The sequence below is a fragment of the Micromonospora sp. NPDC048898 genome (assembly GCF_043198035.1).
In the GTDB taxonomy this organism is placed as follows: Bacteria; Actinomycetota; Actinomycetes; order Mycobacteriales; family Micromonosporaceae; genus Micromonospora.
Map to the genome: position 1 here is coordinate 83544 of NZ_JBICUF010000008.1, position 17504 is coordinate 101047.

At 67.6% G+C, this 17504-nt stretch carries 17 protein-coding genes; 9 read left to right on the plus strand and 8 right to left on the minus strand.

Annotated features, from left to right (window positions below):
- The first annotated feature begins 82 nt into the window (after window positions 1-82).
- The gene (locus ACGFIQ_RS21595; protein WP_393246184.1) at window positions 83-931 is read left to right on the plus strand and encodes a cyclase family protein; all 849 of its coding nucleotides are present in this window, start codon (window positions 83-85) and stop codon (window positions 929-931) included.
- A gap of 34 nt (window positions 932-965) precedes the next feature.
- On the opposite strand, the gene ribD is transcribed toward ACGFIQ_RS21595, so the two are convergent.
- Together ribD and ACGFIQ_RS21605 are read right to left on the minus strand one after the other, a co-directional pair.
- Window positions 966-1823 (minus strand): bifunctional diaminohydroxyphosphoribosylaminopyrimidine deaminase/5-amino-6-(5-phosphoribosylamino)uracil reductase RibD, encoded by an 858-nt coding sequence (gene ribD, locus ACGFIQ_RS21600; RefSeq protein WP_393246187.1) that lies wholly within the window; start codon window positions 1821-1823, stop codon window positions 966-968.
- Window positions 1824-1849: 26 nt separating this feature from the next.
- Window positions 1850-3001 (minus strand): hypothetical protein, encoded by a 1152-nt coding sequence (locus ACGFIQ_RS21605; RefSeq protein WP_393246189.1) that lies wholly within the window; start codon window positions 2999-3001, stop codon window positions 1850-1852.
- 525 nt (window positions 3002-3526) lie between these two features.
- Here ACGFIQ_RS21605 and ACGFIQ_RS21610 point away from each other — a divergent pair.
- The 4 genes from ACGFIQ_RS21610 (at window position 3527) to ACGFIQ_RS21625 (ending at window position 4932) form a co-directional block, all read left to right on the plus strand.
- Window positions 3527-3781: a hypothetical protein gene (locus tag ACGFIQ_RS21610; RefSeq protein WP_393246191.1), complete on the plus strand. Its 255-nt coding sequence runs from the start codon at window positions 3527-3529 to the stop codon at window positions 3779-3781.
- Window positions 3778-4056: a hypothetical protein gene (locus ACGFIQ_RS21615; protein ID WP_393246193.1), complete on the plus strand. Its 279-nt coding sequence runs from the start codon at window positions 3778-3780 to the stop codon at window positions 4054-4056. Before ACGFIQ_RS21610 ends, ACGFIQ_RS21615 begins: the two co-directional genes overlap by 4 nt.
- Window positions 4053-4283 carry a hypothetical protein gene (locus ACGFIQ_RS21620; protein ID WP_393246195.1) on the plus strand — a complete coding sequence of 77 codons (231 nt, stop codon included), beginning with the start codon at window positions 4053-4055 and terminating at the stop codon, window positions 4281-4283. The genes ACGFIQ_RS21615 and ACGFIQ_RS21620 overlap by 4 nt, the downstream gene beginning before the upstream one ends.
- 358 nt (window positions 4284-4641) lie before the next feature.
- Entirely contained in the window at window positions 4642-4932 is a 291-nt protein-coding gene (locus ACGFIQ_RS21625) for a hypothetical protein (protein ID WP_393246197.1), read from the plus strand.
- A 5-nt stretch (window positions 4933-4937) separates the two neighbouring features.
- Here ACGFIQ_RS21625 and ACGFIQ_RS21630 read toward each other — a convergent pair whose 3' ends face one another.
- Window positions 4938-5267: a hypothetical protein gene (locus ACGFIQ_RS21630; RefSeq protein ID WP_393246199.1), complete on the minus strand. Its 330-nt coding sequence runs from the start codon at window positions 5265-5267 to the stop codon at window positions 4938-4940.
- A gap of 39 nt (window positions 5268-5306) precedes the next feature.
- Between ACGFIQ_RS21630 and ACGFIQ_RS21635 the strand changes: the two genes are divergently transcribed.
- From ACGFIQ_RS21635 to ACGFIQ_RS21650, 4 genes are all read left to right on the plus strand, one after another.
- Entirely contained in the window at window positions 5307-6002 is a 696-nt protein-coding gene (locus tag ACGFIQ_RS21635; protein ID WP_393246201.1) for an NUDIX domain-containing protein, read from the plus strand.
- Window positions 6003-6117: 115 nt separating this feature from the next.
- The gene (locus ACGFIQ_RS21640; protein WP_393246203.1) at window positions 6118-6831 is read left to right on the plus strand and encodes a hypothetical protein; all 714 of its coding nucleotides are present in this window, start codon (window positions 6118-6120) and stop codon (window positions 6829-6831) included.
- Between the two features lie 104 nt (window positions 6832-6935).
- On the plus strand, window positions 6936-8576 hold the full coding sequence (locus ACGFIQ_RS21645) for a hypothetical protein (protein ID WP_393246205.1): 1641 nt from the start codon (window positions 6936-6938) through the stop codon (window positions 8574-8576).
- Window positions 8577-8640: 64 nt separating this feature from the next.
- The gene (locus ACGFIQ_RS21650) at window positions 8641-9903 is read left to right on the plus strand and encodes a hypothetical protein (protein WP_393246207.1); all 1263 of its coding nucleotides are present in this window, start codon (window positions 8641-8643) and stop codon (window positions 9901-9903) included.
- A 5-nt stretch (window positions 9904-9908) separates the two neighbouring features.
- Here ACGFIQ_RS21650 and ACGFIQ_RS21655 read toward each other — a convergent pair whose 3' ends face one another.
- The 5 genes from ACGFIQ_RS21655 to ACGFIQ_RS21675 form a co-directional block, all read right to left on the minus strand.
- Complete coding sequence (locus tag ACGFIQ_RS21655) at window positions 9909-13067, minus strand: ATP-binding protein (protein WP_393246209.1); 3159 nt, start codon at window positions 13065-13067, stop codon at window positions 9909-9911.
- Window positions 13064-13684 carry a hypothetical protein gene (locus ACGFIQ_RS21660; protein WP_393246211.1) on the minus strand — a complete coding sequence of 207 codons (621 nt, stop codon included), beginning with the start codon at window positions 13682-13684 and terminating at the stop codon, window positions 13064-13066. The genes ACGFIQ_RS21655 and ACGFIQ_RS21660 overlap by 4 nt, the downstream gene beginning before the upstream one ends.
- Before the next feature lie 11 nt (window positions 13685-13695).
- On the minus strand, window positions 13696-15531 hold the full coding sequence (locus ACGFIQ_RS21665) for a hypothetical protein (protein ID WP_393246213.1): 1836 nt from the start codon (window positions 15529-15531) through the stop codon (window positions 13696-13698).
- A 160-nt stretch (window positions 15532-15691) separates the two neighbouring features.
- Window positions 15692-16810, minus strand: coding sequence for a Gfo/Idh/MocA family protein (locus ACGFIQ_RS21670; RefSeq protein WP_393246215.1), 1119 nt, complete (start codon window positions 16808-16810; stop codon window positions 15692-15694).
- On the minus strand, window positions 16780-17490 hold the full coding sequence (locus tag ACGFIQ_RS21675) for a ThuA domain-containing protein (RefSeq protein ID WP_393246217.1): 711 nt from the start codon (window positions 17488-17490) through the stop codon (window positions 16780-16782). The genes ACGFIQ_RS21670 and ACGFIQ_RS21675 overlap by 31 nt, the downstream gene beginning before the upstream one ends.
- Window positions 17491-17504 lie beyond the last annotated feature (14 nt).

A 17504-nucleotide genomic window follows, 5' to 3' on the forward strand; every position in this document is an offset into this window, starting at 1 on the left:
AGAATCAGGGTCGGGCACCCGTCGCGAAGCTGGTCACAGGTCGTCCCGGACCTTGATCCGGCGGCGGGATACCCTGACCGCGGTGCCTCGCACCGACGACGTCCGGCTGGCGGCGGCGCGGGCCGTGCGCCACGGCAGGAGCGTGTCCTGCGCGTGGGAGGTCGCCGCACCGGCGGACATGGAACGGTCGACGACGACGTGCCCGTGCGCCGCCGACATGCCGGGCGCCGAGCACATGCCGCCCCACTTCCACGGCGACCGGAGCTGGGGCTTCTCGTCCGAGCGGCTCGGCATCACGTTCCACGGCAACACCCTCACCCACGTCGACTCGCCGTGCCACCTGTTCTGGGACGGCAAGATGTACAACGGGCGGTCACACTCGTTGGTCGACACCGAGACGGGATCGGCGTGGGCCGCCGTGACGGCGGCAGCCAACGGGATCATCACCCGTGGTGTCCTGCTGGACGTCGCGGGGGCCCGCGACGTGCCGTGGCTGGAGCCGGGGCAGGGTGTCTTCCCCGACGATCTCGAAGAGGCCGAGCGCCGCCAGGGCGTACGCGTGCTCCCCGGCGACGCGGTGCTCCTGCGTACCGGCTACGGCCGCTTCCGGCACGAGGCCGGCGCGGCCAGCGGTTTCGCGCAGGCCGGCTGGCACGCGTCCTGCCTGCCGTGGCTCCAGGAACGGCAGGTCGCGCTGATCGGCGCGGACACCCCCCAGGACGTGCAGCCGTCGGGGTACGAGCGCGTGCTGATGCCCGTCCACGCCGTGGGCCTCGTCGCGATGGGTCTGTGGCTGCTCGACAACTGCGACCTGGAGGCGTGCGCGGCGACGGCCGCCGAGCTGGGCCAGTGGGACTTCCAGCTCGCGGTCGCACCGGTCCGCTTCGCCGGCACGTCCGGCAGCCTGGTCAACCCGATCGCCACCTTCTGACCGCGCGCGTCGAGCGGCGGCTCGCCCGATCTCGCTATGCGCCGAGGCGTCGTAGCTGGAGCCTTACCGACTCGGCGTCGGCAGCGACCTCGACCAGGCGGAAGCCGATCGGCATGAGGTCGGGTTGGACCACGTCCAACGCTCGCGACGGGTCGGTTCGCGGCACAGCGATGACGATCTCGTCGACCGCGTGCAGGTGCGGTCGCAGCGCGGCGGCATGCTCGTGACCGACAACGAGCATGCTGCGTACGCCGACTTCGTGGGCCGCTGACTGCCACCGCGAGAGGCCACCGTCGATCTCGGCGGCGCCGGGCAGTGCGAAGTGCGCGTCAGCGTGGCCCCCGGGAATGCCCTCGTGGAGGGTGTTGTCCGCAATGACGAGGTCAGCGGTCGCGCAAAGGTCGCGCAGGAGTCGCTTTTCCGCCGCCGTTCGATGCCTGCTGTCCGCTGCGAACGCCCACGTCAGGTAGGGCCTGCGCCGTTGTGTTGCGGTCAGCCACGGCTCAAGGACGGTCAGGGCTTCGTCGCGCAACACGCCGTTCTCGACCTCCACGCCCGCCGCGGCGAGTATCGAGGCGCCACCCTCACCACGGGACGTTGGGTCCATGACCGCAATGACCACCCGGGAGACACCGGCGTTGATCAGCTCCTGGCGACACGCCGGCGTGACTCCGACGTGGTTGCAGGGTTCCAGCGTGACGACAGCCGTACCGCCGCGAGCGGCACCTCCCGCTGCGTTGAGAGCGTGCGCTTCGGCGTGCGGCTCCCCCTTGCGGCGGTGAAATCCCGCACCCACAACGGCTCCGTGCTGATCCAGGATCACGCACCCGACGGGCGGGTTAGGGCTCGTGGTGCCCAGTCCCAGAGCGGAGAGAGCGATGGCATGCCGCATCGCGGACAGCTCTACGTCTGAGGCCATCAGTCGGTCTCCACAAGGTCAGCGAGGAACGCACGGACGTGGGTCAGGTGGCGGTGCTCGTCAACAGCGGAGCCGATCTGGCCGAGTTGGTGCAGAATCCGGCGCGAACCAGCTCGCCTGGCGATCGGTAGCGCGACACGCGCGGTGACGGCAGCCTGCTCAGGCTGGTCAGCCGCTACGTGGGCTGCGGCCTTGGTGAGCAGGGCTGCGGTGAAGTCCTGACGGTGGAGCGGCGGGATCATCGGTAGCGCTGCGTCGAGCACCGCGATGGCCTCGTCAGGTCGCTGTCCTATCCTCAGGCACGTACCTCGGTGTACCTCGATATAGCCACTCGTGCAGTAGGAGGCATGCTCACCTTCGGGCTTGCCTGGGCGACGGTCCGCAGCCCACTCGTGGGCGTCGTCCAGGAGTTGCATGGCCTTGCGATGCTCACCGACCATGGCGAGCGCGTGGGCATGCTGCACGCGAAGCGCCGCCCGAACCGGGCTGGGAACCCTTCTGTCCTGCAGCATTGCAGCTTCGGCTTCCTCGACAGCACGACGCGGCTTTCCCGCGATGAGCCAGTGCTGGCTACTGCGGTACGTCGCCCAGGCTGTCATGGTCGGATCAGCAATTTGATCCGCCCAGGTAAGCGCCTCCCGGGTCCAACGCCGGGCGGCTGGGGCGTCGTCGAGCGAGTGGTTCAACCATGCTGCCGACTCGGCGTACTGGGCGGCCAGGCGTACGAGGTTCGGGCGAATCGACGATGGCACGTCGTTGAGCAGCCGGTCGAGCAGCATGAGCTGAGCCGTGACCCCGGTCAACGCGTACTCCGGTCCAAACAGCTTGTCGTTCTGGACCAGCAGGTGCCACTGGGCTCGTAGCTGGTAGATCGTCTCGTCCCAGCTTCCCGTCGTCGGGAGTTCGATTCCGTGGTTGGCGGCGCTGGTGGCGTCGGTACGCCGCGGGCTGTACAGGTCGAGTTGAGCGTCGCTGGCAGCGTTGAGAACCTTGCGGAGGGCGGCGCGACGCTCTTCGCCAGGCCATCGGTGCTCGCCGCGTTCGAGCTTGCCGACCCACCGAGAGTCGACGTAGTGGGCGGTAAGGACCCTGCTGGAGTAGAGCCGGTCGAGAGCGGCATTGATGGCGTCGGCCAGCTCGCTGCGTGACATGCATTGGCCCGGTCGCCGGGGTGAAGGTAAACGCTGGCGGGCGTCGGTGAGCGCCGTGTTAGGGGTGACCACGGTTTCCGGGTGACGAGCCACTATCAGGCCCGGAACATTCGTGGATGAGGGCCGAGACCTTGCTCGGTGGCGATGCCGAGGGACCGGCAGAAATCCGCTCTCCGACCGGTAGAGCGAAGCTGCCTGCCAGGTACGACAGTGGTGTGAGGAGAGCGTGACACTTACTTCTCCTCTCACGGTCGGCTCTACGGCCATCTTGCCACCGGATGGTCACCATCATGCGTCACGGTGGCGATTGAGTCGCTGAATGCCCAGCTCAGACGGCGGTCGGACCAGAGGTCGGTACACAAGGTCGGACCGTAGGTCGGTATTCCCAGGCGTACAGCATTCGGCAATCGTTGACTCGCAACGAGTTAACCACCAGTCGAGCAGGGTGCAGGGCCCGTCGCGTCCCGCGGGTGTGAGTCCCTGCGGCCCCCGGCCTGGCCGCACACGCGTGAAGGGAGGATGACGGTGGCGAAACGAATCAAGTGGTTCGTCCCGGCTCAGGACAGTCGGCAGTACCGGCCGTTCGGCATCGACTGCGAAGGCGCGGCGACGCTGTTCGGTCATCGCAGCGGATGGAACCGGACAGGCGCGGCTGGCCCGGACCAGCCCTCGCCGCAGGGGCTCGCTGCGGAGAACCGCGCCTTCTGGGCGGCTCTCGATCGGGTGCCTGCTGATTGCCAGATGGGCCTTGACCTGCGCGGCGACGAGAGGCCGGCATGACGCACGAACCCAGCGAACTGCCTATCGTCGAGCCCGGGACGCTGCTGAGGCTCAATCTCGACGACTGGTCTTTCGGCCGGGACCTGACCCCTGGCACTCCCGTCGATGTCGTCGTCGCCTGGCTCCGCACCGACCTGGCGCACCTCAGCGACGAGTGGTTGTGGGCACATGGCCACCGGCCCCAGTGCGGCTACCCCGACGTTGATCCACACCCGCCCTGCATGGAGTTGCGCGTCAGCGTCGCCGCGCTACAGCGGATCGCGCAGACGCCGTGACCGGCACCGACGAAAGCGCCCGACCCGTCGATCGCTTCGAGTCGGCCCGCCTAACGGTCCTCCAGCACGTCGGCGACCGCACCTGCTTCCACTGCACCGACAACGAATGCAGGCAGCACGCCTGGGCGGTGGAGGAACTCACCCGCCACACCGGAGGCCGCCACCTCCTCCGCCGACTCGGGCTCTCCGCCGTCGACAACTCACCTCCGAACGGCCAGCCACGGTGAACGGACCGCTGGGCTCAGCGGAATGCGCACGCCGCGCATCGACGTGGCCAGGGGCTAATCCGCAACTATGCTGAAACGTGCCATGCGTAGATAAAGAATTCTTCTTTCTACGGCCAGCATCCTGGCGGTAACCGCAGGGTGCGCCCAACAACCCACCGACGACGCAGCGCAGCCAGCGCCCCCGGTCCCTACCACCACCCAGTCCCGGCATCTGGCTACCGGCCCCGCCGCCGTCCCTGGTGACTCCGAGCGAGAGACGCTGATCCGCCACGCCGAACGCGCCTACCCCACCACTTCGTACGCCGGCCTGACCTCGGACGGTGCGACATTTGTCGTCCACCGCGTACCCCTGCCGCAGGTGGACCGGATCGACGCCGCCCTGCGCAGCCAACATCCCGCACTCCACATCGTCTTCGCCGACGCGCGCCACGCACGCACCGTCCTCAACCAGGTCACCGAGAGAATCAAGAAGGACATCCCGTACTGGCGAGCCAACGGAGTCGCCGTCGCGGCGGTGGCGCCTCGCGCCGACGGATCGGGGGTCACTGTGCTGGTGCGACAAGTCCCCGCCGACCTGGCAGCAGCGATGCGGGAACGATACGAATTCCCGAACCTGGAGCTCAAGGAGGGCGAGATCATCCCTGCCTGACGGATCTACGATTCTGCGTGGTGAGCCTTCCACTCCTCGGCCGGAGTGAGCGGGACTGGCGTGGGCCGCCGCACCCCGGTCGTCAGCTCGATCCGGCGGCCTTCGGCTGCCGACTGGAGCAGGGCGGTCATCGTTTCGAGTACGTGCAGTGCGATGTCGCCGCCCGCGCGCGGCGGACGCTGCGCGTCGGCCCGGACGAAGTCGATCAGGCCGATGCCGCGGGACGACTCGGCGTATCCGGCCCGCGGTTGGAGAACGCGCCATTCGGTGCCGCCGAGCGCGAAGAGGCGGACCTCGTACAGGGTCAGCAGGCCGGCGCCACTCGGCCGCCGCATCCCGTTCTTGTCGAAAGAACATCAAGCTAGGCTGACCGCGTGACGACCCGGCACCACGCCCAACTGCGTATCGCGGTTGATCTTGTGATCCTGACCGTTCGTGAAGACGCGCTACACGCGCTCGTCATCACCCGTGGCAACGAGCCGTTCGCGGGCCAGTTCGCACTGCCCGGCGGTTTCGTGCGAACGGATGAAGACCTCAACGCCGCCGCCGTACGCGAGCTGCGGGAGGAGACCCGTCTCGACGGCGACGATCTGCATCTTGAGCAGTTCGGAGTCTACGGCGAGCCGCACCGCGACCCTCGCGGTCGAGTTGTCAGCGTGGCCTACCTGGCCATCATGCCCAATCTCCCGCGGCCAATCGCCGGATCGGACGCGAGCGATGCCGCGTGGGTGCCAGTCGATCAGACAAGAGGAAAGCTTGCCTTCGACCATGATCGAATCCTCGACGACGCCGTGGAGCAAGCACGCCGACGGCTGGAGCTGACCACCTTAGCGACCGCCTTCTGTCCGTCCGAGTTCACCATCGGCGACCTGCGCTCGGTCTACGAGGTCGTCTGGGGTGAGACGTTGGACCCGCGCAACTTCAGCCGCAAGGTGATCAACACGGAGGGCTTCATCAGGCCAACCGGCAGAAAGCGCATCCCCGCTACCGGCCGGCCGGCCGCGCTCTACCGCGCCGGGAGCGTCACCATGCTCAATCCCCCGATCCTTCGCCCGCGGATCAACTCCTAGTTATTGTCGAAGAGACATTAAGCCGGTACGCTCTGTGTGTTGGTGACACTGGCCGTCTCCGAGGTGGTGCAGGATGTCTCGCGTACGTCAACTCGACCTGATCATCACCGTCGCCGTGGCCATCGCCGTCGGCCTGCTCGGCGCTTTCGGCATGGTCGGTCCGGCAGTCACCGGCGGGGCCACGCTCACCACGCTGGGCCTTCTCGCGATCAGCTCCCTGCACGGCCGGTCGGCGCTGACGGGCCTAACCCGTTCCGTCAAGCAACTCGGCTGGGAGATCGGAGACCGGGCCAGTGCCGACCGCCTCCTGGGCCTGTCGACACCCGGAGTGGGCTTCGACCTCCACTTGGCCTCCGACATCCGAATGACGGGAGTCACCCTCGCGCGGACCCTGCGCAATCACTACGCCGCCCTGCAGGCGCGGTTGGCGGCGGGCGCCACCGTACGCATCGCCCTCATCGCGCCGCACGAGGCCACCCTTGCCGAGGCGGCCCGACGCAGTACCGTCGCGAGCAACCCCTCGATGTTCGAGCACCGGCTACGCGCCACCCTCGACCTTGTCGACGCCCTGGCCGAGCAGGCGGCTACTGGCACTGGCCGCCTCGAGGTCCGTCTTCTGGACTTCGTTCCGGCATTCGGCCTGTTGGCCATCGACCCGAAGACCTCGAACGGCGAGGCCCAAGTCGATATCTACTCCCACCGGTGCGGCGTTCCCGAGCCGACGTTGTCGCTGCACGCCGACCGCGACCCGCGCTGGTTCGGCCACTTCCTTGCCGAGTTCGACCGCATCTGGGCGATCGGCAAACCCTACGAGCACGCCCACCGCTGAGGCGGGTCCACCGCTTTCCAACCGCGCACTTCCGTCACGACCCGCCCCTGCCCGGACCAGTTCAGCCCCGGGCCCGTCGACGATTGTTCATATCGACACGAGCAATGGACGGTCTGATGCCCTTGCAGACGCTCCACCCTTCCTCGTCAAACGTGGTGGCCGCTCCGCCTCCGCCCGTCGAAGCGACCGCCGCCACCCGCTATCTCAGCGCTGGCGCGTACCTCAACCCCGTCTTCCGGGATCGCTGCCTGCGCGAGGTCTACTACCAGGATCGGCGCTTCACAGCACCGTCCTACGGGTTCGACCTCGTCACCGTTCTCGAGCACTGCCTGCGGGCCCGCAATCTCTCAATGTGGCGAGACGGCTCGATCGTCCTCGTGCTCGTCGCGGGCGCCTACCTCAACTGGGTCTCCGCCGCATTGGTCGGGATCGCACTCGTCTGCCTTCGCGTCACAGCCGCCGCGTGGCGGCTCATCCGCGCCTACCTGGAACGGGTGCGCACCGGTACGGCGGTCGACACGACCAGAAGTCCGAGCCGGGGTCTGTTCCTCCTGCTCCGATGGGCGACTGCGTGGATCGTCCTCATCATCCTGGTCGGCAAGGCTCTCTCCGCCGCTTCTGATTCCACCGGCCTGCCCGTGGGCTTGACGCTGCTGGTGGCACCTACCGCCCTTCTGCTCCCCGTGGTCTTCGCGCTTTGGCGGCAGAAGCGGATCGAGGACTTCACCGTCTACGGCGAGCCACCGCCGATTCGTTGGAACAAGCGCAAGCGGATGATCAGCGAGCAGCAGGGCGGCAACACCATCGTCTATGGCAACTTCGAGCCTTTCATCGGCGCCGGAGATGTCGTGTCGAGCTGGGCCTTCGCCCAGCGACTCGTCCGCAAGCAGCCCACCAGCCCGGCCGGGGCGTTCGGCGAGCCGACCGAGGGGCAGCGCGAGTTCGACGCGCCGCCCTTCAATGCCGACCAGATCGTCGGCTATGTCCGGCAGCACCTGCGAGAGCTGACCACAGAGGCGCGGCCGGAAATGTCCATTCCGGATCTGACGGTCGAGGATCGCGTCTTCCAGTCCGCCCGAGAGGACGGCCCGCGAACCACCCTCACCACCCCTGAGGAGATGGCCCAAATCATTCGAAATCCCACGAATCCGGCCCGGCACTACCTCGCGTGTCGGGTCGTCTCCTGGGGAGGTGACGTGGTTACGACCGTCTACGTCCACATCGCCCTTCAGGGCCGCTCGCTGTACCTCGAGGTCACCAGTACCACCATGGCACCCTGCAACGAGCGCTACCGGCTCGTCGACGCCGACGGCGGCACCGGCGCCCGGGCCTGGCTCCGGACCGCGATCGACGGGGCCCGTCACACACCACGGACCATCGTCCACGCCCCGGGCAACCTGATCCGCGCGCTTGTCGACATGTCCGGGTACGGCAGCCGCACGCAGCGCGGGACGTCACGCCGCCGCAAGGACTACGGCGCCGTGGTCAGCGTCCGTGACATGGGCTCCCGCGACAAGCTCCGAAACTTCACCCAGCGCCAAGACATCCTCAAGTTCCGCCGGTTGATCGAGAGCAGAGTTTTCGCACATGTACTCGACTTCCTCGATGAGCACGAGGTCGACACCTCCGAGGTACGCGCCCAGCGGGCCACCATCCTCTACAACAACGGCATCCTCGTGGGCGGTGACATGAGCGTGAATGACGGGAGCGTCAGCAACCAGGTATCCGAGCCAGCACAGGGGTGAAGGGACTCGCATGAACAACCGGGGCATCACCGTCGGCCGGGACATGAACGTGAACCACGGAGAGGTGACCAACATCGTCCAGACCGGAGGGCAGCCGCGTCGACGGCACGAGGTGGATGTGCTGGTCATCACCGCCTTGGTGGAGGAGTACGACGCGGTGAAGCAGGTGCTCGGGCGAGATCGGTGGGAGGATCACAGCACCGGAGGATCGGCGCCCTTCGCCACCACCACGGCCGACGGGCTGTCAGTGGCGCTGGCTCGGCCGACCACGATGGGCGGACGAAGCACAGCCCCAATCGCCACCGCACTCACCGATCGACTGCGACCCGCCTGCCTGGCGATGAGCGGAGTGTGCGCGGGCAAGCCCAGTGCCACCGCCCCTGGGGATGTCGTGGTCGCCTCTCCGGCCTACCAGTGGGACGAAGGCAAGTACGTCAAAGAATTGTTCCGCCCCGACCACCAACAGCTTCCTTTGGACAGCCGGTGGCTACGTGCGGTGCAGGCCTTCGAGCCGTCGGGCCTGCCAAGTCATGGCACCGCCACCGACGAGGAGGCGAAGGTTTGGTATCTGGAGCGACTCCTCAAGGACGAGAACCCTCGTACCCATCCCGCTCGGGACCGCTATTTTCCGCGCACAACCTGGCAGGCACGACTGGCGCAATGGGAGTTGGAGGATCTGATCGCCTGGCGCGACAGCGCCCTGGTGCTGACCGAGACCGGCCGCAAGCTCATCCAACGCGCCCTGTACAACGACGTGGACGGCCCGGACCGCCTACCCTTCGAGGTCGCCGCGGGGCCGATGGCCAGCGGCGGCGCGGTCATGGCGGATCCCGAGACGTGGAACCGCCTCGAGGTCAACCAGCGCAAGATCCTGGCCCTGGACATGGAGGCCGCGACCATCGCCACTGTCGCGCACGAACGGCAGGTGCCGCATTGGCTTGTCGCCAAGGGCGTGATGGACCACGCGGATCTCGACAAGGACGACCGGTTCAAGGCGTTCGCCGCCCGGGCTTCGGCCGAGGTTCTCTTCGCCCTGCTCGGAGGTCTACTGAGGCCCGTGGCGACTTCAGCGCCCGTGCCCCGGCAGGCCGCCGCCGTTCCCGAACTGGTCAAAGCCCAGGTCGTTCGTGGGCTCACCTATGACTGGCAGGATCTCGCCGATTACCTCGGGATCCCCTCTCATCAGGTACGCCGGTTTCGCGCTGGCGATGAAGCGTACGAGGTGTGGCTCTGGCTGCAGAGCCGGGATCGTCTGGCCGAACTGCCGGACGCACTTGAGGAGATCGGCCGCGAAGACCTGGCCGGCCTGCTACGCCCGCACCTCTGACGACCTCACGCCCGGGCGCGGAGCATGACCTCCTCGTCGGTCAGCGGACTGCTCGGGTGGTGACTCAGAGACATCGGAGTACGAGCCTTGTGCGGTGCCTCGCCCTCGAGTGCGACATAGAACTCACCCGCAGTCAGGTTGCCGATATCCGGCACGTCGCCCCCCTTCGCCTTTGCCATCTCCCGTGCGGCCTCGATTTGTGCGGGCACGCCGAGCCGGCCGAAGAAATGCGTTGCGGCATTGCCGGGGATGCGGTTGTGCAAGTTCTTCGGCGCCTGCGTCGCGAAGATCAACCCTAGGCCGTATTTGCGGGCCTGCGAGGCCAGTGCGAGCGTGCTTTGCGTGCAGCCAGTCATCGCCCCCGAAGGTGCGAACGTTTGCGCTTCGTCCATGACCAGCAGACCCAGCAGCGGGCGATCCCTGGCAGGATTTTGCTTGATCCAGCTGAAAAGCCCCATCTGCAGCTGGTTCACGAAGCTCTGCCGCGCTTCATCTCCAGGCAGCCCGACGAAGCTGATGACGGAGATGCGAGCCCGCTTGCCTGGTGACGGAGTCAGCAGCGTTCCTGGGTCGGCCGGGGTACCGACGCCGGCAAACAGCGGATCATTGTCCATCGAGGCCGTCAGGGTCCGTGCCAGACCCGAGGCGATCTTGGCAGCGCCGGCGAGCTCGCTGACGCCGTCGGGCAAATCCGACAGGAGCGCGATCAGGGTGCGGATGTCCTTGCCACCCTGCCGGCCGAAGTGCTCGATGGTGCGCCGGAGCACAGCCTTTCCCAGATGCGACTTTTCGGTACGGCCGGTGAGATTGGCTTGCGGAGCGATGGTGGTTACCGCCGCTTCGACCGCTGCGGCGAACTCATCGGGATCGTCCCGCACGCTCTCGAAATCTGGCAGCGGCTGGAAGCTCAACGGCCGGCCTGTCTCACGTCGCGGTGTCCACGTGACGACTTCGGTCTCGGCCAGGTACCGGGTCGCACGGTCGGGATCATCCCGCGCCCAACTACCGGGCGGAGTCGGCCACGCGTCGCCCAACCGCGCCAGGTCATTGTTTGGATCCAGCACGATCGCCGACACGCCCTGCAACGCGCATTCCTCGACGAGGCGGCGCAGCAGCACGGTCTTGCCGGAGCCGGAAGCGGCGAAGATGGCCGTGTGCTTGCGCAGCGCTTCAAGCGAGAGGGAGACGGGCAAACCGTCCTCGATGCCCGCGCCGATGGCGAAGCCGGCAGTGCGTTCGTGGAACGGCGGAGCGTCCGGTTGGACGTCACCGGTCCAGAGGTCAGCGTCAGCCAGCGCCTCCTTGAAGAGCCTGATCTGCTCGGTGGGCCGGTAACGGACCAGCCACGCCTGCAGAATGGCCGGGTTCTCGTCCCGCAGACCGTGCAGGGCGGCGAGAGTCCGGAGGTCCGGCTCGCCGACCGTCAACGTCACTCCGCCATCGCGCTTGAGTTGCTCGATGACCTCCTGCGTCTTGGCCGACTGACTCCATTCGGCGTTGCGCAGCAGGAAGAGTTTCCGCTTGGCGATCTCCGAGGTGAGCCCGGCTGCCGTGCGGGCGCGGCGAATCCGGTGCAGGGCGGCGACACCGTGGTGGGTGTCACTGATCGCCCGGAAGGCCCAATGCACCTGGTCCTCGGTACGAGACTGGTCGGGCGAGTGTTCCCGCTCGTCCTCCGAACGCTCGTCGAGGTCGCGCCGGAGGCGGGCGTGCAGGTCCGGCCTGGAACTCGGCGGTGCGTCGATGCTGAACCGCTGGCCACCATCGCCCCGTTCGGCGATCCAAGCCTGCAGACCCGCGGCGAGTAGGGCGGGAAACGTGCTGTCCTCCGTGTCGCGCTCAAGGGGGGAGGTGACGTCGGCGTCGCGCTTGAGCTCCTCGAAGCGGGCCTCGATCCGTGCCAACTCGTCGTCGGCGACGGTAGGCACCGTCAGGGCGGGCGCGCTGGTCAGCTCCTCTTCGCTAGGGACGTCGCCCAGATGTTCGAGCTCGCGCACCTCACCGCGGATCAGACAGGCCCGGATGTGTCGGTCGACGACCATAATGAGTTTCCGGGGGGTGTATTCGAAAGCTTCCTGGAACGCCTCTTCGCGGATGGGCCAGGTGGAATAGGGCGGCGTGTAGCCGAAGTCGGCGAAGCGTGGGGCGAAGCGCCTCGCGATGATTTCGCGCGCGATGGTGGCGTCTCGAATTCCACCGAGCGCCAGGCAGCGGCGGAATCGAGGCGCAAACGACGACGGCGCCTTTCTCACGATAAGATCCCATGTCGTCGAGAGCGTGGCCACCACCGTGAGGGTCCGACGGGTCGTGTCCCGCAGGTCGGTCAGGCCGTTCGCGAGGCTGGCGAGCAGGACTGTCTGTCGCGCGTCCACCAATTCGGAGGAGGCCTTCGTCAGGTCCTCGTGCAGCGCCGCCTGGGCGACCGCCGTGTCGATCTGGTCGAACGCCATAACCGAGGGACCGGTGACCGCGAGAAGCCAGGAGATCTCCCGAACAAGTTCCTGAGAGGTGCGAGGTCGGGAACGGATTCCCCACTCACGCCGTTCCTCGGTGGCCCCCTCTCGGCCGGCATCGAAGAAGTCGGCCGCGATGTCCTGGTGCTCCTCATTTTCCGAGGCACGCAGGGCGAGCGCGCGCAGGGTGTCGCGGCACTCATGGGCGACGTGGCTGTCGTATCTGCGCAACCCGCTGATGAAGGAGTCGAGCGCCGCACGGGTCAGCTCGGTCTCGCCGATCACCGCACGCCGGTCGGCTCGCGGTGCCCCGATCCGGGATGCCAGGCGGCGCAGCAGCAACCGCAGTTGGGTCTCGCCGTCCGGCATCTCCCGGGCCAGGCCGTCGAGCAGGAAGACCAACATTCCGTCCCAGAAGTGGCGGCCGTCGAGCAGACCGATCAGGAAGAAGTAGCCCCCCTTCTGTTGCACCCGCTCCCGCACCCAACCCAGCAGATGCGTTTTGCCCGTGCCCTGTCGGCCCTCCAGCGCCAGACCGATCGGACTCGAGTCCGCGCTCGTCTCGGCCTCGGCGATACCGTCTCGCACGTCCCGCACCACGGCCTGGTGCAGCCCATCGACGTGGTAGGGCGATGGCCGCCACACGTCGTCGGGCGCCTGCACCCAACTGAGCCGGAGAGCGGCGAGCGCGGCACGCTGCTCTTCGCTCATCGCTGGCCGATCGCCAGCTTGTGCCGGTCCTCACCGCCGATGTGGACCGCAGCGTTCCGCTCGTGAACGCTGACCCGGTGGCCGAACGTCTCCGGCTCCATTCGAACGTCCGGCGAGCCCAGCATGCCCTCCAATGCCTTATCGAGCGCGGACTTCGACACGTCGGCGAGCAAAACACGAAGGTCAACCAGTTTGACCCAGTCCCCAGGCGCGCCCGCCAGTTTCCCGTACGCGGCGCGCACCCGGCCAGGGAGATCCGTTGGCTCGGGACGGTCGACCCCGCTCGCCGATCGCTGAAAAAGCTTCTGCTGCGCCAGAATGGCGGCCCAGTACAGCTCTCGCTCCTTGGCCGAGCGCTTCTCCCCCTCCGGCACGCGGCCCTGCTCCAGCGTCAGTGGCTCGAGGAGAGCCTTGACACCCTTGTCGGTAATAGAGTGCCGGTACGGGCTCGGCTTGGTCCTGGAGATGATGTAACCGTCCGCGTTGAGCTTCGCGTAGTCCGGGCTCTTCAGCCGGACACCGTAGATTTCGGCCATCTCGCTGTTCGAGATCTCCCGTCCCTCGGCCCGAAGGATGATCAGATACGCGTACTCCGCGGAGGTCAGGTCGGAAGCCATCAAGGGTCCTCTCATTCACGACTTAAGATCTGGCCGTTCGCGTCCAGCCCGAAGGCCCGCAGCCGGATCAGCGACGGATGGTCCTGCGCTGTGTACAGGCCCAGGAGCCGCTCGGCCGCGCCAGCCGTCCCGGCGTTCAACTCGGCACGAAGGTTCACCTCGTCACGCAAGTCGAACAGGAGCGAGCAGAGCTTCCCCGGGGCCTCGGGATCCCCCTCGTCGACTGCTTTTCGCAGCGCGTCGATCTCGTACGAGGCGTCGGCGCTCCGATCGGCGTCGCGTTCGAGCTTCGCCAACCGAAGCTCGGCGGCCCGGTCCCCCGCCTCGGCGCGTGCCCGTAACAGCTCGACCTCTCCCCATCCGGCGTAGAGGTCGGCCAATGCCTCCGCAGACCGCAAGTCACCCTGCTCGGCCCGTACTCGCAGCTCGCGCAGGCAACCGCGTTCCAACAGAATCTCCACCAGCCGGTCGGCAGCCATCGCGTCACCGGCCGCGGCTTCCTGGCGCAGGCCGTCGCAAACGCCGCCATCGGCAAGGATCTCGGCGATCTCGGCAGGTATCTGCCGCGTCCGGCGACCGCCTCGCGGTCTGACATGATCTGTCCTGCTCCGAAGCTCCTGCAATCGGGACAGCTTCTTGACAGCCAGCCGATCCTCCGGGTGGGCTGCCACTCGCTCGGTGAGCATCTGCTGTGCTTCTGCGAGCCGGTCCTGCCGAACGAATAGATCGACCAGTTCTGCGCTGGCGCGGCCGTCGTCGAACTCCGCCACGAGCCGGCTCAGCGCGATTTCGGCATAGCGATAGCGGAGCCGGGAGGAGGCACCGTCGGCCAGCCGTCGCAGATCATCCCGCCGGCGCAGCATTGTCGCGAGGGCGTGCCACGCCTCGTGCGGGATTGGTTCGGTTCGTCGTTTACTCCGGACGTGCTGGGCGAGATAGTCCGCAATCGTGTAACCGGCGAGCGTGCCCGGACGCCCATCGTCTGCCGGGAGCAACGGCGAAACGTCCCCGTAGAGGGGGCCGGTCGCGTGCGGCAGTGCCTGGGTCAGCCAATCTTGCGTCGGCTGCACGCGATGGCGCGGCCGGAGATAGCCGAACATGGCATTCGCCAGCAGTTCCTCGCTGAGCGGAGATTGCACACCGAGCCGGTGTGCGTCGGCTGCGGCGGTGATCATCGCCTTGACGTAGGCGTTGGCCGGCTGCTCCCAACACATGACCAGCCTCGGCCCGCCGGCGAGGACCTGTGTCATGCCCACCTCTTCGGACTTCAGCGCGTCGCGGATCCGGCTGTCCTGGCGGGCGACCTCCTCCGCTTTCGCCCGCTCGGCGGAGTTCAGCGAATCGGGAACGGGTACCACGAATGCCCCTTTTACCAGGGCGTGGACATCCTCGCGGCCCGCCGTCCAGTGGGCGTACTGATCCGGCCACAGCGTTCCCACCACTAAATTTCCGTGCCGCACCAGGGCGCGGACACACTCGGAGGTGAGCGGTGGATGACCGCCCAGATACTGGTGCAACTCGTCGAGCCAAAAGACCATGCCACGCGGAGGTGCATTCTTCCACTTCAGCAGATCGGACGCCTCGGCCGGCTGAATCAGCCACCAGTCCGGAACCAGTTCGTACACCGCTTCGTACAAGGACCTGGTCTTCCCGGTTGAGGATCCACCCACCAGGACGACAAAGTTCCCGCGGTCGGGCAGCTTCGAGGCCAGTGCGGTCCTCAGCAAGAAATCGAAATCACGCGTCACATAGGACGGCAGGTCTTCGTCACCGGACGCGGTCGGAATGGCACTGTGAATGCCAAGCTCCCGAGGAATCGCCATATCGACGCGTGGCCGGTCCAGCAATCCCCTTCACCGCCCCTTGATCGGTGGCCAACGATCGAACCGAGGTTATCTCACCAGAGCGAAGATCACCATAAGTAGATCGATTGACCACGGACCGCAGCCACCGGTGCTCCACAAGGGCAGGCTACGTAGTGGCATCCTCGGCCCTGTTCGACACCATTCAATGTCCGTCCGCGTCGTACGCCTGCCAGTCCTCGGCCGGGGTGAGCGGGACCGGCGCGGGCCGCCGCACCCCGGTCGTCAGCTCGATCCGGCGGCCTTCGGCTGCCGACTGGAGCAGGGTGGTCATCGTTTCGAGTACGTGCAGCGCGATGTCCCCGCCGGCGCGGGGCGGACGCTGCGCGTCGGCCCGGACGAAGTCGAGCAGACCGATGCCTCGGGCACCCTCGGCGTAACCGGCCCGCGGTTCGACAACTCGCCACTCGGTGCCGCCGAGCGCGAAGAGGCGGACCTCCCCGTCGAAGTAGTTCGGATCGGGTACGGCGAGGGTGCCGGTCTCCCCCCGTACCTCGATCGGCGCGGCAGTCGTCGTGACCCCGTCGAAGCTCGTGGTGATGGTGGAGAGGGCACCGCCTGCGTGTTCGAGCACGCCTGTCACGTGGGTGTCCACCTCCACCGGGATCCGCTGGCCGGTGCGCGGGCCCGAGCCGATGACGCGCTCGGCACGCAGCCGGCTGGCGGCTCCGACCACCGCGCGCACCGGCCCGAGCAGGTGGATGAGCGCCGAGATGTAGTACGGCCCCATGTCCAGCAAGGGGCCGCCGCCCGGGGCGTAGTAGAAGTCGGGGTTGGGGTGCCAGCGCTCGTGCCCCGCGGTGACCATGACGGCCGACGCGGACATCGGGCGTCCGATGAGCCCGCCGTCGATCGCCGCCCGCGCCGTCTGCGTACCCGTGCCCAGGACGGTGTCCGGCGCGCAGCCGACGCGGACGCCGGCCGACGTGGCCCGTTCGATGATCGTGCGACCCTCCGGGAACGTCACGGCGAGCGGCTTCTCGACATAGACGTTCTTGCCCGCGTCGATCGTGGCGAGCGAAATGTCGGCGTGCGCCGCGGGGATGGTGAGGTTGAGCACCGTCCGTACGTCCGGGTGGGCGAGCAGGCGCTCGACGCTCAACGCCTCGGCTCCGGGAATGAGGGCGGCGGCCTCGGCCGACCGGGAGGCGTCCAGGTCGGCCAGTGCGGCGATGCGCACCGCGGGGTGGGTCGCGAGGGTGTCCAGGTACGCGCGGGAGATGACCCCGAGACCTACGATGCCGACGAGGTGCGGGTCGCCCACAGCATCCCCCTCTCGATGACGGTACGGACGCTCGCGTGCGCCAACACGTCCAGGCTGTGCCCCGGGGTCGTCACGACGATGCGCCCGGCACCCCAGCGCCGGGTCCAGATGGCCGGCGAGGTGACCGGCCGGTGCCACGGGTGCCACGCCTGCGTGGGGTGGGTGGTGACGGCCAGGACGTCGATGAGGTCGTCGTGCAGCACCCAGTACTGTTCGGTGACCAGGTCGAAGTCGTCGATCCCCGCGGTGATCGGGTGCTCCCGGCCGAGGTCGGTGACGCGCACCGGGTGCGGCAGGAAGTTGTCCTCCGGGCCACCGTGCCGCTCGCACGGCTCCTTACCCGGATGGGTCGCGAACTGGCCGCCGACCAGATGCAGGTATTCGGAGGACGCGCGGAACGAGTCGACGATGCCGCCGTGCCAGCCGGTGAACCCCGTGCCGGCGATGACCGCCGCGCTGAGCCCCGCCACCTGCTCCGTGGTGATCTGCGACATCGTCATGCACTGCACGACGAGGTCGGTGTCGGCCATCTCGGCGGCATCGGCGTAGACCTCGGTCGACTCCTCGACCCGTACGGCGTAACCGCTGCGTTCGAGGAAGGGGAGGAACAACTCCGTCGCCTTGACCGGCTGGTGCCCCTCCCACCCGCCCCGAACCACAAGTGCTCTCCGCTGCGTCACCCTCGCTCCCTCCC

Bases quoted from the DNA above. Each gene is read 5' to 3' on its own strand.
- ACGFIQ_RS21630 (WP_393246199.1), bottom strand. From the start codon at position 5,267: ATGCGGCGGCCGAGTGGCGCCGGCCTGCTGACCCTGTACGAGGTCCGC.
- ACGFIQ_RS21655 (WP_393246209.1), bottom strand. From the start codon at position 13,067: ATGAGCGAAGAGCAGCGTGCCGCGCTCGCCGCTCTCCGGCTCAGTTGG.
- ACGFIQ_RS21645 (WP_393246205.1), top strand. From the start codon at position 6,936: ATGGACGGTCTGATGCCCTTGCAGACGCTCCACCCTTCCTCGTCAAAC.
- ACGFIQ_RS21660 (WP_393246211.1), bottom strand. From the start codon at position 13,684: ATGGCTTCCGACCTGACCTCCGCGGAGTACGCGTATCTGATCATCCTT.
- ACGFIQ_RS21615 (WP_393246193.1), top strand. From the start codon at position 3,778: ATGACGCACGAACCCAGCGAACTGCCTATCGTCGAGCCCGGGACGCTG.
- ACGFIQ_RS21605 (WP_393246189.1), bottom strand. From the start codon at position 3,001: ATGTCACGCAGCGAGCTGGCCGACGCCATCAATGCCGCTCTCGACCGG.
- ribD (WP_393246187.1), bottom strand. From the start codon at position 1,823: ATGCGGCATGCCATCGCTCTCTCCGCTCTGGGACTGGGCACCACGAGC.